Below are 17,615 nucleotides of genomic sequence, written 5' to 3'. Positions count from 1 at the left end.
GTGTCAACCAAACCTTCCGGTGTGATTCCGGCTCCACTCCAAGTTCCTAAGGTTCCTTCTACTGAAGTGGTTGGTAAACTTAAAGCTTCTCCAACACAAACCGGATTTACTGGGTTGAATGTTGTTGGAGCTTTTGCCGTGATAGTTATGTTTAACGTAATTGGACTAGCACATTGACCAGGGGTTGTTGGTGTAAAGGTGTACGGTACATCTACAGCCGGAGCTGATGTATCAATTGTGCCAACATTCCAACTTCCTGATATTCCTTCATCTGAAAACAATGGTAAAGCACTTACTTGATCACCCTCACAATACGTTAATGGTAAAGTGTCAAATTTTGGATCTGTTGGTGCATTAACTGTTATTAAAACCGTTGTAACAGCATTACATTCTGCATCCGGTGTAAAGGTATATACAAATGGTTCATCTCCACTTGCTACCGAAGTATCAATTGCTGACGGTGACCATGTTCCCGATACTGAATTGTTTGACAATGGCAATGCATCTGGTGTTACTCCAACACAATAGGTAGTTGTAATTGGTTCAAAAGTAGCTACTACAGTAGCTGTAATGGTTACCGTAAAATCTACCGGTATTGCACATTCAAATAATTCTGCATCCGGCGTAAAAGTAAACGTAAATTCACCTGCTACACTCGTGTCTACAACTCCTTCCGGTGTAATGCCTGTGCCGCTCCAAAGACCAACTACTCCGTTTAAAGATGTTGTTGGTAATGTAACTTCAGAATCTTGACACGCTGTTACTGGGTCGAAGGTGGGTACAGAGTTTTCAGTAGATATAACAGCTACAGTGGTTGATGCAGTATTTGTACATCCGCCAAAATCAACAGTTACTTGATAAATACCTGCTTCAGTTACAGAAATTGAACTTGTTGTATCCGGAAGCGGATTAGTATCTAATGTCCAAGTATAGGTTACTGAACCTGATTCATAATTAATTGGGGTAATTTCGATTGTGCCTGATGTCCCATCACAAATAGAGAAATCTGGTGTTATTGTAAATTGAGGTGTTAAATCTTCAACAATTAACTGGAAGTTATTCAATGCAAAACAATCTCCTACAGCCGGTGAAACTCTTACATATATTGTTTGAGGATTTACCGTGTTATTAAATGCTGTGGGGTTAGCTATGATGTTTTGATTAAGGGTTGCATCTGCTTCTGTTAAATAATAACCGATTATATAATTATCTCCTAACGTAGCTGTTAACGGCTCATCATTTTCAGTTAAATCAAAAGTACCAAATCCTGATGCACTACAGAAATATAAATCGTTTGGTTCACCAGTTACAAAATCTTCAAAAAATTCGATTACAATTGTATCAGAACCTGTACATTCAGAGTTCAATAATTGAATTTCAACGGTATAAGTACCTGGTACAGTTACTAAATAAGAAGGTCCTGTTTCTCCTTCGATTATTCCGTCTTGGTTTGACCATGCAAATGAATAATTATCAGGACTAAGACCAGTGTCTAAAAGTTGATCGTCGCCAGGGCAAATTGCATTACCTGAAGCTACTAAAAAGTCATCACCTAGATTAACATTTCCTATGTTGAAACTTCCTCCTTGAATAAATACGGCAGAATCAAAAGAACCGTCATCAAAACCGAATGCTCCATAATCAGCAATGGCCAACTTAATGTGGTATTGTGTCCCTGGAACAACAACTGATGATGCTGTTAAAGGCACGGTTAATCCATTAAACCCAGTTGGACTAGAAAGATTAGGCAACCCATTAGGTTCTCCATAATATTGACCAAAATACTCTTCATTTTCTGAACTACAACCAGCGTTGTGCAATTGATTTTTAATGGTGGTAACTGAAACCGGTATATTGGTATTAGGAACTAAAGCTAAATTTGTAGTAATTCCTGTAGATAAATCTGTAAGAAAAAACGCAAAAACATCTGAAAAATCACACTGATATGTTCCATACTCTTCAGAAGCAAAAATAAAATTAAAACTAAAATTACTGTCTAACGGAATAAAATCAAACTCTAACTTTGTTGTGTTTGATAAAGGTCCAGTAATTCCTTGTGCCGCTAAAACAGCTTGCAAATCAGAATCTCCTCCCCAAGTATCTGTTGCATCAGCTCCATCACCTAAATTATTAAATTGTTCATTTGGTCCTGGTGCATTGTCTGCATTTCCGGTTGTAAGGATTATACCTTCTTCAAACTGGAAAGAAGAATTATTTTTATTAAAATAACCAATACCGTTAGTTGATCCAAAATTAGTACCCGTTGAATAAGTGATATTTGATACCGTTGCACATGTTGAATCCAACAAAATGTCTTGTACTAATTCTTCAACAGTATATTGAGTTGTACTGGTTGAAATTGGTGGAGGAATAGTGCCTATACAAACATCAAATGTAGTAGTTTGAGCTCCTGAAAACCAAGTATAAACTCTGATTTTATATGTTTGACCGGGTGTTAAACCAGTAACAATACTTTGATTATTATCACTACATACTAATTGCGTCAAATTACCACATTCATCCCCTTCGTAAACAATGTGGTATAAATCTGTTGATGAACCCACAACATTTAATAAATCAATTGAATGATTAGCAGTTACCGCTACAAATTCAAACCAAACATCGTCATCGGCAGTTCCGCTAAATTCACAATCATTTGGTTGTGAAGAGCCTGTGGCTCCAATTACTGTTCCGCCTACTACTTGTCCGCAATTTGTATCAGGGTTAACCGGAACTAGAATTGCGTTATCACATTCATCATTCACAATTACTGTAACAAATGCTCTAGGACCAGACCAATTGCTTAAATCGTCTTCTGCACAAATGGCTCTTACATAAAACACGTAAGATGTACCCGGATTTAAATTTGATATGGTTAATGTTGGCACATCAACAATCTCTCCTGTATCCGTTGGAAGGGGAGCAGCAGATCCAGCTGGCAAGATGATTACTTCCCAAGATGTTGCTGTTCCAATTTCGTTCCACGTTAGAGTTGCTCCGGTTTGAGTTAAATCAGAGGCAGCCAAAGTGTTTGGTTTTGGACATGTTGGAGGTGTACAACTTACGAAGCCATTGTAAAGTGTAGTTCCTTGGGCAGATGGTGTGTCAGTTTCTCTTATAAACAATTGTTCTCCGAATGGATCTATGATTTCAACACCCACTTCGTCAGGGAAACCACCTCCTGTATTCCAAAATAATTCAAATGGTAGATTATCACATAAAGGTACTGTAACAGTAACAGGTCCTTCACCATCTTCGAATGTAAATGTTGAACCAATGGTAGCTACAACTATTCCATTTTGTATTATATTCATTGTGTTTCCATTCCAGCCATCACCCCAACCATCTGTCATTACAAAAGAGAATAAACACTGATCTTCCAATTCACAAATAGTAGTATTAAATGTTAATGCAGTCGACCAGTTTCCTGTTCCGGTAGCACAAATGGCTCTGACATATACATCATAAATGGTTGCAGGGTCTAATCCGGTAATTAAAAATGGATTATCTTCAGTTAATGTTCCTGTGTCTGATGCAGACGGTGGTGTTGACGGAGAAGGCAACCAAATTACTTCATACTCTGTTATCCCTGACACTTCTGCCCATTGAACTTCTGCAGAACTATCTGAAATTGTTCCTGCTACAGTCACTAAACCAGCTGGAGGCAAACACTCCGGCACACCACATTCTACTAACGAATCGGTATATAAAACAGATCCTGCTAATCCACCTGAACCAATTGGAGTTGTGTGAACTATTTGATTTGAATCATTTAATATTTGTATTCCAACCTCTCCCGGAAATCCTCCACTTGCTATCCAAAATAGATCAAAAGGCAAACCATTACATAATGGCACAATTACGTCTAAAGGTCCTGATCCAGAGGCAAGATTTAATGTAGCAACAACAATTCCATTTTGTCTAACTTGCATAAATGCTCCTTCCCAGCCTCCGAACTGATCAGATAGTCTAAAGGTATAATCGCACTGCTCAGATGCCTCACAAATACTGGTATTAAACAAAAACGGTCCAGACCAAGCACTAAATGTTCCATCGCCGCAATCTGCTCTAACATAATATTGATAAGCTGTTGCTTCTGTTAAACCATCTGCCAAAAAATTTGAGTTTGTATCTACTGTTTCACCTGAACCACTTGGTATTGGAGAACCTGCGGGTTGCACCGCAACTTCCCATGATGTAGCCCCACTTGGGTTGGACCATGATAATTCTGCACTGGTCTGACCAATATTGTCTGCCGAAAGTGATGCAGGAGGCTGACAATTAACCACTTGCAACGTTAGCGTGTAGGCCACACTTTGTGGAGAAGCCCAAGTTGAAATAACAATGTAATAGGTTTGACCTGCTGTAACCGGTAAATCTATAACTCTTGGTGTTTGATCGCTGTTTGCTACACCAGCAATACAACTCACTCCTACATTTGCACAACTATTATAAACAAATAATCCAGACCATGTTCCGGTTGGAGTCATTGTAATATTAACTACGCCATTATTCTGGGCAGTAAACGTATAAAAAACATCATCTCCATCTAAATAACCATTTGTGCTTCCACACCCATTTCCGGGTGATCCGCTTACATCGTCACCATAAGTTGATGTGTTGTCTGTTGTAGAATAGGGTAGAGAGACTATTTGAATGGGAGCATTACAAGTCTGACCTGGAGATGTTGTTAAAAAATTTACAGGTCCAACCCATTCACTATTGCTTTCATCACATACTGCTCTAACATATGCTTGATATTGTGTTGATTCAGAAAGTCCAGTAGCATTAAATGTAGTTCCTGTTACAAGCTCTCCGGAACCTGTTGCTGTATTTGGAAATTCTACAATTTCAACTTCAAATTGCGAAGCTCCTCCCGGATTTTCCCAACTAATCGTTGCTCCTTCTAAAGAAATTCCGCCAACTAAAATATCTGTTGGTTCTATACAACGCTCTACCAAACGAATATCGTCTACAATCCATCTATCTCCTGTTGGAGTTGCAGTTGGTTGAGTAACTACCATTACAAAAGCAATGTAAATATCTTGCCCTGCATAACCTGCAAGACCTAAATCGACTGTCTTATCTTCACAGATGTTAAAAACTTGGTTCAGTTCTTCTTCTGTCCATTGAGCAACCATTTGAAATCCACTGTTTTGAGAAACAGTAGAAACTCTAATTTGATATGTTGTGTTATCAAATCCATTAATTGTTGAACGTGTTGAAAAAAGAAGCTGGCCATTTAAAGGCACCGTAACCTGATTAGATACTAACCATTTTTCAGAAGTGTTGCCGATACCAATATTCTCTCTACCATTCACATAAGCAGAAACTGTTCCTTCACAAACCGTGGGAGGTGTGGTTACTGCCGAAATGGTAGTCCAGAGATTATTGCCAAATGCATTGTTGTATACTGTCCATCCGGATGGTATTCCTCCCTCAAAATTTTCTTGAGCCTTAGAAAACATCCCTGTCAGTAAAAACAACAGTAATAAAAAAGTAATTTTTTTCATAAAATATTGTAGTTTAGGTTGTTGTTAATCTGTCAACTAAAATAGGAAAAATATAATAGTGGATAGACTAAAAACGACAAAATGAAGTGAAAAACGACAAAATTCACAAAAATTCTACAAATTGTTTGATTCTTCACAAAATATACTTTTTAGAATGTATCAAAAGACAGATTATCATTTTTTGTATCTTTGTCATTCAATATAATAATTTGAAAACAAAAATTTACTTTGCTTCCGACCAACATTTTGGTGCTCCAACTTCTGAAGCTAGTTTTCCAAGAGAACAAAAATTTGTAGCTTGGTTGGAAGAAATCAAACACGATGCCTCTGCAATTTTTCTTCTAGGCGATTTATTCGATTTTTGGTTCGAATATAAAACAGTTGTACCTAAAGGATTTGTACGTGTTTTAGGTAAATTAGCAGAACTTCGCGACAGCGGTATTCCGATTTATTTTTTTGTGGGAAATCACGATTTATGGATGAATGATTATTTTGAAAAAGAATTAAACATTCCCGTTTTTCATAATAATCAAGAATATACATTTAATGGAAAAACATTTTTTATAGGTCACGGCGACGGAAAAGGTCCGGGCGACAAAGGCTATAAACGAATGAAAAAAGTATTTACTAATCCGTTTTCAAAATGGTTGTTTCGATGGTTGCATCCGGATATAGGTGTGAAATTAGCACAATATTTATCCGTAAAAAACAAATTAATTTCCGGTGATGAAGATGTCAAATTTTTAGGTGAAGAAAATGAATGGCTCGTTCAATATGCCAAACGAAAACTGACTTTCAAACATTATAATTACTTTATTTTTGGACATCGTCATTTGCCTATGCAGTTGAAAGTTGGTGAAAATTCAACTTACATAAACTTAGGCGATTGGATTGGATATTTTACCTATGGTGTTTTTGATGGAGAAAAATTTGAGTTGAAAGAATTCAAAAACTAACGAATATCTTTTGCTCTCAATTGAACCGATACATTTCCGTTAAATTCATTTTCATCAATACAAAAAGCAATTTCAAATGGTTGATGATTTTGCGTTAGCTCCAACTTTTTTCCTAAACCAAAACCAATTACACCAAAACCTTCGGAATTTGATTGTTTTACAAATAATTTCAAATGTTCTTCTTGCTGACCGATGGCTTTTCCGTACCCGGTATCCACGACATTTTTTGCCACAAAAACCGGCGTCATATTTTCAGGGCCAAAAGGTTCAAATTGATTTAAAAGTCGAATTAATTTCGGATTAATTTCGGTCAAATCCATTTCAGCATCAATTAAAATTTCAGGAATCAACAAATCAGGATGAATCGTCTCCTGAACTACTTTTTCAAACGCTTCTTTAAATTGTAAATAATTTTCTTCTTTCAACGTCATTCCTGCCGCATACATGTGCCCACCAAATTGCTCTAAATGTTCAGCACATTTTTCTAACGCATTGTACACATCAAAATCTTTAACAGAACGAGCCGAAGCAGCCAATTTATCACCACTTTTCGTAAAAACTAAAGTTGGTCTGTAATAGGTTTCTGTTAAACGGGAAGCTACAATTCCAATCACGCCTTTGTGCCAATTTTCATTGTAAACAACGGTTGTGAATTTCTCTTTTTCGTTATTTTCTTCAATTTGAGCAAGTGCTTCAATGGTAATTTTTTTGTCTAAATCTTTCCGATCTACATTATATCCTTCAATTTCTGAAGCAAATTGTTCGGCTTGTTCAAGGTTGAATTCGGTCAATAATTCCACCGCGTGATTGCCGTGCTTAATTCTTCCGGCCGCATTAATTCGTGGAGCAATGATAAAAACGACATCAGTAATCGTAAGAACTTTTTTCTTTACGTTTTGAATTAATGCTTTTATTCCGGGACGTGGATTTGCATTAATCACTTCCAAACCAAATTTGGCTAAGATTCGATTTTCACCCGTCATCGGAACAATATCTGCTGCAATCGCTGTGGCAACTAAATCTAAATACGGAATCAAATCATCAATTGAATCGCCGTTATTTTGTGCTAAGGCTTGAATCAATTTAAAACCAACTCCGCATCCGCAAAGTTCATCATACGGATAAAAACAATCATTTCTTTTTGGGTCTAAAACAGCAATGGCTTCGGGCAAATTTTCACCGGGTCGGTGGTGATCACAAATGATGAAATCGATGTTTTTTTCCTTAGCATACGCCACGTGATCAATTGATTTTATCCCGCAATCTAAGGCAATAATTAATGAAAAACCGTTGTCGTCGGCAAAGTCAATCCCTTTATATGAAATGCCGTAACCTTCATCATACCGATCCGGAATGTAGGTAGCAATATTAGGATAAATCGTTTTTAAATAGGAAGAAACCAATGAAACTGCTGTCGTTCCATCCACATCATAATCGCCAAAAACTAAAATATTTTCTTGGTTAGAAATGGCTTTTTCTATCCGATGAACGGCTTTGTCCATATCTTTCATCAAATACGGATCATGCAAATCATTTAAAGTAGGTCTGAAAAATTGTTTCGCTTGTTCAAAAGTAGAAATTCCTCTTTGTACTAAAAGTGAGGCAACGAGTTCGCTTACATTAAGTTCTGAAGCTAATTGCGAAACCAAATGAGATTCCGGCTTGGGTTTGATGGTCCAACGCATACTAATTTAATTTTGAATGGCTTATAGTGTAGGATGAAATTCAATCTTCACATCCATTTGAGCAAATTTACGAAACATTTCCATTACTCCACAATATTTTTCTACAGATAAATTGACAATTTTTTGCAGTTTCTCCTTTTCTAAGTCATTGCCATAAAAATGATAAACTACTCGAACGGTATGATAATATTTTGGATGTTCTTCGGTTAAATCCCCTTCTACATCAATGTGAAATGAATCAGCCGATACTTTCATTTTGGGTAGTAAAGAAGCCACGTCGATTCCGGTACAACCGGCCAACGCGTCTAACATCAACGCTTTTGGGCGAAGTCCGTTATTGGTTCCGCCGATTTCAATATCGCCATCAATTCTGAAATTTCCTCCTGGATTGGTGGCTTCAAATGCCATTCCGCCTAACCATTTTGTAGATATTTGATGTGTCATTTTGATTTTTTATTTCAAAGATACTACTTTTTTAAATTGTGAAAGAGTATTAAAAAAATTGTATATTTGTATATTATTTGTTTCATTAATGATAAAAATTGACTATAATGTATCAAAATAGTTACAATAAAAATTGGTATGCTATGACAGACGCTGTTGTAGTCCAAACGCTTTGTTCTAGTTTGAAACAAATGCGTCTTAACAAAAACATCTCTCAGGAAGAACTTGCCGAGCAATGTGGCTTAAGCCGAATTACCATCAGCCGTATGGAATCCGGAAAGGCGATTAATTTACTCACGATGGTTCAAATAATGCGAGCTTTAGGAAAACTAGATTTGCTCAATTACCTCAACGAAGAACCGGAAATTAGTCCACTACAAGTGATGGAAGAACGTTCTAAATACCGTAAAAAAGCCTCTCCGTCTAAATAAATATGAACACGATTGCTTCTATAAAAATCTGGAATCAAAAAGTTGGTGCGGTGCTTTGGGACGAATCAAAGAATGTGGGTGTTTTTGAATTTGATAAAAATTTCGTCAATTCAGGATTAGATTTATCTCCGATTACACTTCCATTATCCGAAGCAAGTAAAGGACGGCGGGTTTTTTCCTTTCCGTTTCTAAATTTTGAAACATTCAAAGGTTTGCCAGGTTTGTTGGCAGACAGTTTGCCGGACAAATTTGGTAATCAAGTTATAGATGCTTGGTTGGCTCAACAAGGCCGATCGGCACAAAGTTTTAATCCCGTTGATCGATTGTGCTATATTGGTAAACGCGGTATGGGAGCTTTAGAATTTGAACCGGAATCCGGTTTGCAAGTGATTCCTTCGAACACCTTAGCCATTGAAGCATTGGTTGAATTTGCAAAAGAAGTTCTAGCCGAAAGAACTTCGTTTAAAACCAATTTGAAAGATAAAAAAGGGTTTTCAGATATTCTTCAAGTAGGAAGTTCAGCTGGCGGAGCACGTGCCAAAGCCATTATTGCCTACAATCAAAAAACGGGCGAAGTTCGTTCAGGGCAAATTGATGGATTGGATGGTTTTGATTATTGGTTAATTAAATTTGACGGAGTGACCAATCATCAATTGGGCGATCCAAAAGGCTACGGCAACATTGAATATGCTTATTATTTGATGGCAACCGCTGCCGGAATTACTATGATGGAAAGCGAATTGAAAATTGAAAATCAGAGAGCTCATTTTATGACAAAGCGATTTGACCGAATCAACAATCAAAAAATGCACATGCAAACGTTGTGTGGTTTGGCTCATTTTGATTATAATATGCCGGGATCCTATTCGTATGAACAGGCCTTGATGGTAATGCGACAAATGCAATTGCCTTATCCCGATATGGAGGAATTATACCGAAGAATGCTATTTAATGTGATGGCCAGAAATCAAGATGACCACACTAAAAACATTTCTTTTTTGATGAATTCAGAAGGAAAATGGTCGCTTTCGCCTGCTTATGATGTGACTTTTGCTTTCAATCCGTCAAATTTTTGGTTGAAAGATCATCAAATGACCATTAATGGAAAAAAGGAAAACATTGAGTTGAATGATGTTCTGTCTTTGGCAAAAAACGTCAACATCAAAAAACCTCATCAAATTATTGAAGAATGTCGCGAAGCGATTTTAAAATGGGATGAATTTGCCGAAAAAGCATTAATTCCTTCAACACAACAAAAAGAAATAAAAAGCTTGTTTAATTTATTGATGTAACTTTATTGTTTCATTAAAGCTTAAAATAAGTTATAATGAAACATTTTTGTAACATTTATTTTGATGATTTTCCGCCGACCACCACCACAATTTCTCCTTTGGCCGGTTTAGCTTCAAAATGTCTTAAAATGTCGGATGCTGTTCCGCGAACGGTTTCTTCGTGCAATTTGGATAATTCTCTGGAAACGGAAACTGTTCTTTCTGCTCCAAAATACTGTACAAATTCGGCTAAGGTTTTGTTTAATTTATGTGGTGAAACGTAGAAAATCATCGTTCTGACTTCATCCGCTAAAGCTAAAAATCGGGTTTGTCTTCCTTTTTTATCAGGCAAAAAACCTTCAAACACAAATTTATCGTTTGGCAAACCACTGTTCACTAAAGCGGGAACAAAAGCGGTTGCTCCGGGCAAACATTCTACTTCAATATTATTTTCAACACAAGCTCGGGTAAGCAAAAATCCGGGGTCGGAAATGGCTGGAGTTCCGGCATCAGAAATCAATGCAATAGTTTCTCCGGCTTGCAAACGTTTGATCAAACCTTCCACCGTTTTGTGCTCGTTATGCATGTGGTGACTTTGCATATGAGTTCCAATCTCGAAATGCTTCAATAATTTTCCGCTGTTTCGAGTGTCTTCGGCTAAGATGCAATCTACTTCTTTGAGCACTTTAATGGCTCTAAAAGTCATGTCTTCTAAGTTGCCGATAGGCGTGGGAACGATGTAGAGTTTGCTCATAGTAAAGTTTTAAAAATCAAAAATAATGAGATATCTCCTTCGTCGAGATGACAAGATTGTAGAGAAAATGTTTATGCAAACTTCTTCTCCACCAAATTCATAAAACGATCGGCATATTCTTCTTTTCCTTCCCAATTGTTATAATCGGGTTTCACCATATCTACAATAAATTGTTGTACTTCTTCAAACGAATCATAGGTGCTGATTTGTGAAATCACGCGGTTAAAATCTTCGTTGCTTCCACCAAACAAGTGTTTTACAAAAGCAATTCGGTCATTCAAACCAATATTAATTCCTTTGATTAATGTATCGTTTAACGAGGATATTTTGTGTTCGGTTTTAATGGTATAAGTCTCGGTAGTCGTTTCTATTTTTACATCCGGAGTGATTACTTCTTCTACTTTTTCAAATGAAATTTCGGTTGTTTTTTCCACTTCCTGCGGAACATCATTTACTTTTACAAATTCAGGTTCTTTGTAGCCTGAACCTAATAAATCTTCAAACGAAATTTGTTTTTGTTCCAATTTTGAAGCAGGTTTTTCTTCTTCATCCGTTGCCAATTCAAACATCGGATTAAATAGCGGCTCTTGTTTTTCTTCTTTTATTTCTTCTTTAACAGGTTCTTCTTTTTCTTCAGTAGCTGCTTCTTGAACTTTTGTTTCTTCTTTTTGAGTTACTACTTCTTCTTCTTTTTCCTCAATAGCTTCCACTTGAACTTTTGTTTCTTCTTTTTGAGTTACAACTTGTTCAGCAAGTTCTTCTTCTGTTTCTTCTTCAGCAACAGTTTCGGCTGGAACTTCTGCTTTAACTTCTTCTTCTTTCACAACAACTTCAGGTTGAGGAGGAGCTTCGGCAAACAATTTTTCTTCTAATTCTTCTTCCGAAATTTCATTTTTCACCACATTGATATTTTCCTCATAAAAACGAAGAACAGCTAATTTTTCAACTAATTTTTGAGCTTCTTGATGCAATTGAATGACATCTTCTTTTCCTTTTAATTTTAAAACACGGTGTGCAATACTAATTAAATCTGCTTCTAACTTTTTCTTCATAACTTTTAAAATTATATTGAATTTAGCGACTGGAATTTTATAAATTTGTTTCTGATACAAAATAACATAAAATATGTTATTCTTTAGCTAAGAAAAGTATAAAATGTTTCTTGAAAATACCGTAAATCATAAAGAACAATTTGGCTGGATTGAAGTAATCTGCGGTTCGATGTTCTCCGGAAAAACCGAAGAACTCATCCGCCGACTCAAAAGAGCTCAGTTTGCCAAGCAAAAAGTCGAGATTTTTAAACCCGCCATCGATACGCGTTATCACGATGAAATGGTGGTTTCTCACGACTCAAATGAAATTCGTTCTACACCCGTTCCGGCCGCTGCTAACATTCGAATTTTAGCTCAAGGTTGCGATGTGGTTGGTATTGATGAAGCTCAGTTTTTTGATGATGAAATTGTGACCATTTGCAATGATTTAGCCAATTCAGGCATTCGAGTAATTGTAGCCGGATTGGATATGGATTTTAAAGGAAACCCTTTTGGACCGATGCCTGCTTTGATGGCAACGGCCGAATATGTCACCAAAGTGCATGCCGTTTGCACCCGAACCGGAAATTTAGCCAACTATAGTTTCAGAAAAGCAAATAACGATAAATTAGTGATGCTTGGCGAAACCGAAGAGTACGAACCATTGAGCAGAGCCGCCTATTATCACGCTTTGCGAGAACAAGCGGAACACAAAACAGAAGCTGAAAACAAACCAAAACCGTAACCAGTGAGCCTCGTTTTAAACGATATTATTCCTCAACTAAACGCTGAATTTTTCGGAAATCATCCTGATAACAGTATTCAAAACGTTTCCATCGACAGCCGTTCGTTTCAAAATAACAAATACACATTGTTTTTTTGTTTGATTGGACCCAACAATAACGGACATACTTATATTAATGAACTCATCAAGAAAGGTGTTTGCAATTTTGTGGTTTCTGAAAATGTTGATTTAATTGAAGGTATCAATTTTCTAAAAGTAGAAGACACCTTACTTGCTCTTCAACAATTTGCGGCATTTTATCGAAAAAAATTCAGTTTCCCCATCATTGGAATTACCGGAAGTAACGGAAAAACCATCGTAAAAGAATGGCTTAATTTTTTATTGAGTCCTGATTATAACATCATCCGAAGTCCAAAAAGTTACAATTCACAAGTGGGTGTGCCGCTTTCTGTGATTGGGATTAATGAACAACATAATTTAGGCATTTTTGAAGCGGGAATTTCAACCGTAAACGAAATGCAATTTCTGGAACCGATTATTCAACCCACCATCGGAATTCTGACCAATATTGGTTCTGCTCACGATGAAGGTTTTGAAAATTTAGGTCAGAAAATCAAAGAAAAATTAAAACTTTTTTCGAATGTTGACGTATTGATTTACAACAAAAATAAATCGATTGATGCTTTTCTAAATCCAAAAATTAAGACTTTTTCGTGGAGTTCAAGTGATCAATCGGCGGATGTGTTGGTTCATCATAAAACCACGAACGACAAAACGTGTTTGAATGTAACGTATAATAAAACGTGTTTTAAAATTAGCATTCCATTTTCAGACGAAGCTTCGATTGAAAATGTGATCCAATGTTTGATGGTAATGTTTTATTTTAACTATGATTTAGATACGATTCAAAACCGTCTACTGCTTTTATATCCAATCGAAATGCGATTAAAAGTGAAGAAAGGAATCAACAATACAACCTTGATTGATGACAGTTACAGTTCCGATTTTCAATCGCTAAAAATAGCATTGGACTTTTTGGAAAATCAAAAACAACATCATAAAAAAACTTTGATTTTGTCTGATATTTTTCAGAGCGGATTGCAAAATGATGAGTTGTATTCGCGAGTTTCACAAATGGTTATTTCCAATAAAATCAGTCGTGTAATTGGTGTAGGCGAAACCATTTCAAACTATAAAAATAAATTTCTAAACGGAATTACCTTTGCCACTCAAGCCGAATTTCTATCTCATTTTGAAAGTTTAAATTTTGAAAATGAAACGATTCTCATCAAAGGAGCACGAAGTTTTCATTTTGAAGAAATTGTTTCGTTGTTAGAAGAAAAAACACACGAAACTGTCTTGGAAATTAACCTAAACGCCATTTCACACAATTTGAATTTTTACAAAGCCAAACTTGAACCTGAAACCAAAATGATGGTGATGGTCAAAGCTTTTGGATATGGAAACGGCGGTTTGGAAATTGCCAAATTGCTCGAATACCACAAAGTGGATTATTTAGGTGTGGCTTTCGCCGATGAAGGAATTTCACTCAAAAGCAATGGAATTCAATTACCGATTATGGTTTTAAATCCGGAATCGACCAGTTTTGAAGCCATCATTCAACATCAATTGGAACCCGAAATTTATAGTTTGAAAGGATTGAATGCCTTTTTAAAAATTGCAAGACAAAGACATTTGAAGCATTATCCCATTCATATTAAAATTGATACCGGAATGCATCGATTAGGTTTTGATGAAATACATTTGGAAGAATTGATTTCGATTCTAAAAAACTGCAAAACAGTTCAAGTGAAAAGTATTTTGTCGCATATGGCAACGAGCGATGATTTATCGCATAACGAATTTGCGTTGGAACAAATTGAAAAGTTCAACCGCATTTCTACCTATATAAGTAAGGAATTAGAAATTAATCCGATTCGGCATATTTTGAACACTTCGGGAATTTCAAATTATCCGCAAGCTCAATTCGATATGGTTCGATTGGGAATTGGTTTGTATGGCATTTCAAACGATGCCAACGAGCAAAAGTTTTTGGAAAATGTTGGAACTTTAAAATCCATTATTTCCCAAGTAAGAACCATTCAAGCTGGCGAAAGTGTGGGTTATGGCCGACGATTTGTTGCCGAAAAAGAAACTCGAATCGCCACCATTCCAATTGGTTATGCCGACGGAATTAGAAGAAGTTGGGGCAACGGACTAGGTTTTGTGATGATAAACAACCAAAAAGCCACGATTGTCGGCAGTGTTTGTATGGATATGTTGATGGTTGATGTCACTACCATTCCGTGTATTGAAGGAAATGAAGTGATTGTTTTAGGCGAAAATCCTTCTGCTACATTGATGGCAAATCAATTGAATACCATTCCGTATGAAATTCTGACCGGAATTTCGCAACGTGTGAAAAGAATTTTTTACAGAGAATAATTTTTTATTGTATATGTTAAAATTTTAACTAACTTCGTAATAACAAACCTTTAAAACAATCAAATATGTTAAAAGAATTCAAGAATTTCATCATGACAGGAAACGTAATTGAATTTGCGGTTGCTGTAATTATGGCTGGAGCTGTTGGGGCTGTAGTCAACGGATTTGTGAGCGACATCGTTATGCCTATTGTAGGAATGTTAACCGGTGGTGTTGATTTTTCTGAAATGAAAGTAGTTTTACAAGCTGCTGTAGCAGAATCTGAAGGTGTTGCCGCCGTTCCCGAAGTTGCCATTCGTTGGGGTGCTTGGGTAAATACTTTAGTTAATTTAGTTATTGTTGGTTTTGTAATGTTTATGATAATTAAGGCTTACAACAAAATGAGAAAGCCAAAAGAAGAGGCTCCTGCTCCACCAGCCGGTCCAACACAAGAGCAATTGCTAACAGAAATCAGAGATTTATTAAAAAAATAGACGTTCCGCTACATTATATATTCTAACTAAACCCCGACTTGTTCGGGGTCTTTTTTTAGTAGCCACGAATTACACAAATTACACGAATTAATTTGTGCCAATTCGTGCAATTCGTGGCAAAAACAAAAAAATTTGTGTTCAAACGATAAATTTTATTTTGGTATCAATTCTACAAAAAACCAAAATTTTGTGAAACTGATTTTTTTCAACGTACTATTCTTTACTTTTGTACTTTAAATCTAAAAATTCACACATGAGAGTTGCAGTTGTTGGTGCTACCGGAATGGTAGGCGAAGTGATGCTTCAAGTTTTAGCAGAAAGAAATTTTCCGATTACGGAATTAATTCCGGTTGCTTCTGAAAAGTCGGTTGGAAAAGAAATTGAATTCAAAGGAAATAAATATAAGGTCGTTGGATTGCAAACCGCTGTTGAAATGCGTCCGGACATTGCCTTATTTTCTGCCGGAGGAGAAACTTCATTAGCTTGGGCTCCTAAATTTGCTGATGCAGGCACAACCGTTATCGACAATTCTTCAGCTTGGCGAATGGATCCAACCAAAAAATTAGTGGTTCCGGAAATTAATGCTTCGGAATTAACCAAAGACGATAAAATCATTGCCAATCCAAATTGTTCTACCATTCAAATGGTGATGGTTTTGAATCCATTACACAAAAAATATAACGTAAAAAGAGTAATTGTTTCTACCTATCAATCCATTACCGGAACGGGTGTAAAAGCGGTTCAACAATTAGAAAATGAATACGCCGGCGTGAAAGGCGAAATGGCGTATCCATATCCAATTCACCGAAATGCCATCCCGCAATGTGATGTGTTTGAAGACAACGGCTACACCAAAGAAGAAATGAAATTGGTTCGTGAAACCCAAAAAATTATGGGCGACAGAAACATTGCTGTTACTGCAACTGCCATCCGAATTCCTGTAGTTGGTGGACACAGTGAAGCCGTAAATGTTGAATTTTCAAATGATTTTGATGTAAATGAAGTTCGTGCACTTTTACACAACACTTCAGGCGTTACCGTTCAAGATAATTTAGACACCAAAACCTATCCAATGCCAATTTATGCACAAGGCAAAGACGATGTTTTTGTTGGTAGAATTCGCCGTGATGAAAGTCAGCCCAACACCTTAAATATGTGGATTGTAGCGGATAATTTACGCAAAGGTGCAGCGACTAATACGGTGCAAATTGCGGAGTATTTGGTGGAGAATAATTTGGTTTAAGATAAAATCATCATAGTTAGAAGCTCCTTTTTAGGGGCTTTTTTTTGTTTGTTGTCTTCAAAGAAATTTTGATATTATTAAGATGTTGTGGAATTTTTGTTATTTTTATTTATATTTATAAAAGTCGAAAGAATTTGCGAATCGGCTTAAAAAACCAAAAGGTTATGAATTTAATAAAGACACTTTATATTTTATCTTTCTTATTTCTTTTTGCAAATTGTCATAACGAAAAGATAAGCAGACAGGATAAGATTGACTTTGTTATTTTAAAAAGTGATTATTTTGATCAAAAAACTGAAACTGTTAAAATTTATGATAGTATCTTAGTAAAAAAGTTATTCAAAGAAATTAATAGTTTCGATAATAAAACACTCGAAACTGTAAGGCCTTTTGAAGGAAGTATAATTTTAATCTTTGGCTATATTGATAAAGATAAAAGTGAAATATATGAATCAAAATATAGCACTGGTATTATTATCAAAAAAAACAGTACTTTTTTAATTACAAACTATAGGGGAAATTTTAAAAATGATTCTTTTGCAAATGAAATAATTCAACTATTCCGAAAAAAAACAAATTAATAAATTATTAAATTTACTTTTTATTTTTAAATCACTTTTCGTA

The 17,615-nt window shown here is 36.0% G+C and carries 13 protein-coding genes; 8 read left to right on the top strand and 5 right to left on the bottom strand.

The window, feature by feature from the left end; translation table 11 throughout:
* On the bottom strand, window positions 1-5,513 hold a 5,513-nt coding region (locus tag AC23MC_RS14460; RefSeq protein WP_487569058.1), incomplete at its 3' end, for a choice-of-anchor L domain-containing protein.
* 209 nt (window positions 5,514-5,722) lie between these two features.
* On the opposite strand from AC23MC_RS14460, the gene AC23MC_RS14455 reads away from it, so the two are divergent.
* Window positions 5,723-6,469, top strand: coding sequence for a UDP-2,3-diacylglucosamine diphosphatase (locus AC23MC_RS14455; RefSeq protein WP_487569057.1), 747 nt, complete (start codon window positions 5,723-5,725; stop codon window positions 6,467-6,469).
* Here AC23MC_RS14455 and recJ read toward each other — a convergent pair.
* Entirely contained in the window at window positions 6,466-8,154 is a 1,689-nt protein-coding gene (gene recJ / locus AC23MC_RS14450; protein ID WP_487569056.1) for a single-stranded-DNA-specific exonuclease RecJ, read from the bottom strand. The genes AC23MC_RS14455 and recJ overlap by 4 nt on opposite strands.
* 21 nt (window positions 8,155-8,175) lie before the next feature.
* Window positions 8,176-8,598, bottom strand: coding sequence for an OsmC family protein (locus tag AC23MC_RS14445; protein WP_487569055.1), 423 nt, complete (start codon window positions 8,596-8,598; stop codon window positions 8,176-8,178).
* A gap of 107 nt (window positions 8,599-8,705) precedes the next feature.
* Between AC23MC_RS14445 and AC23MC_RS14440 the strand changes: the two genes are divergently transcribed.
* Together AC23MC_RS14440 and AC23MC_RS14435 are read left to right on the top strand one after the other, a co-directional pair.
* A complete protein-coding gene (locus AC23MC_RS14440; RefSeq protein WP_487569054.1) occupies window positions 8,706-9,029 on the top strand; it encodes a helix-turn-helix domain-containing protein in 324 nt (107 codons plus the stop codon).
* Window positions 9,030-9,031: 2 nt separating this feature from the next.
* Window positions 9,032-10,321 carry a type II toxin-antitoxin system HipA family toxin gene (locus AC23MC_RS14435; RefSeq protein WP_487569053.1) on the top strand — a complete coding sequence of 430 codons (1,290 nt, stop codon included), beginning with the start codon at window positions 9,032-9,034 and terminating at the stop codon, window positions 10,319-10,321.
* A gap of 55 nt (window positions 10,322-10,376) precedes the next feature.
* Here AC23MC_RS14435 and rsmI read toward each other — a convergent pair whose 3' ends face one another.
* A complete protein-coding gene (gene rsmI, locus AC23MC_RS14430; RefSeq protein ID WP_487569052.1) occupies window positions 10,377-11,054 on the bottom strand; it encodes a 16S rRNA (cytidine(1402)-2'-O)-methyltransferase in 678 nt (225 codons plus the stop codon).
* 71 nt (window positions 11,055-11,125) lie between these two features.
* A complete protein-coding gene (locus tag AC23MC_RS14425) occupies window positions 11,126-12,106 on the bottom strand; it encodes a hypothetical protein (protein ID WP_487569051.1) in 981 nt (326 codons plus the stop codon).
* 103 nt (window positions 12,107-12,209) lie between these two features.
* Between AC23MC_RS14425 and AC23MC_RS14420 the strand changes: the two genes are divergently transcribed.
* The 5 genes from AC23MC_RS14420 (at window position 12,210) to AC23MC_RS14400 (ending at window position 17,572) form a co-directional block, all read left to right on the top strand.
* On the top strand, window positions 12,210-12,830 hold the full coding sequence (locus AC23MC_RS14420; protein ID WP_487569050.1) for a thymidine kinase: 621 nt from the start codon (window positions 12,210-12,212) through the stop codon (window positions 12,828-12,830).
* Window positions 12,831-12,833: 3 nt separating this feature from the next.
* Window positions 12,834-15,275: a bifunctional UDP-N-acetylmuramoyl-tripeptide:D-alanyl-D-alanine ligase/alanine racemase gene (locus AC23MC_RS14415; RefSeq protein WP_487569049.1), complete on the top strand. Its 2,442-nt coding sequence runs from the start codon at window positions 12,834-12,836 to the stop codon at window positions 15,273-15,275.
* Window positions 15,276-15,340: 65 nt separating this feature from the next.
* Window positions 15,341-15,748 (top strand): large-conductance mechanosensitive channel protein MscL, encoded by a 408-nt coding sequence (gene mscL, locus AC23MC_RS14410; RefSeq protein ID WP_291092955.1) that lies wholly within the window; start codon window positions 15,341-15,343, stop codon window positions 15,746-15,748.
* A 253-nt stretch (window positions 15,749-16,001) separates the two neighbouring features.
* Window positions 16,002-16,991, top strand: a complete 990-nt coding sequence (locus AC23MC_RS14405; RefSeq protein WP_487569048.1) for an aspartate-semialdehyde dehydrogenase — start codon at window positions 16,002-16,004, stop codon at window positions 16,989-16,991.
* Between the two features lie 164 nt (window positions 16,992-17,155).
* Window positions 17,156-17,572, top strand: coding sequence for a hypothetical protein (locus AC23MC_RS14400; protein ID WP_487569047.1), 417 nt, complete (start codon window positions 17,156-17,158; stop codon window positions 17,570-17,572).
* Window positions 17,573-17,615: the final 43 nt, after the last annotated feature.

The sequence above is a fragment of the Flavobacterium sp. T50_26 genome, from assembly GCF_057652995.1.
The sequence above is the reverse complement of the archived record's forward strand: the minus strand, read 5'-3'. Positions and strand labels throughout refer to the sequence as shown.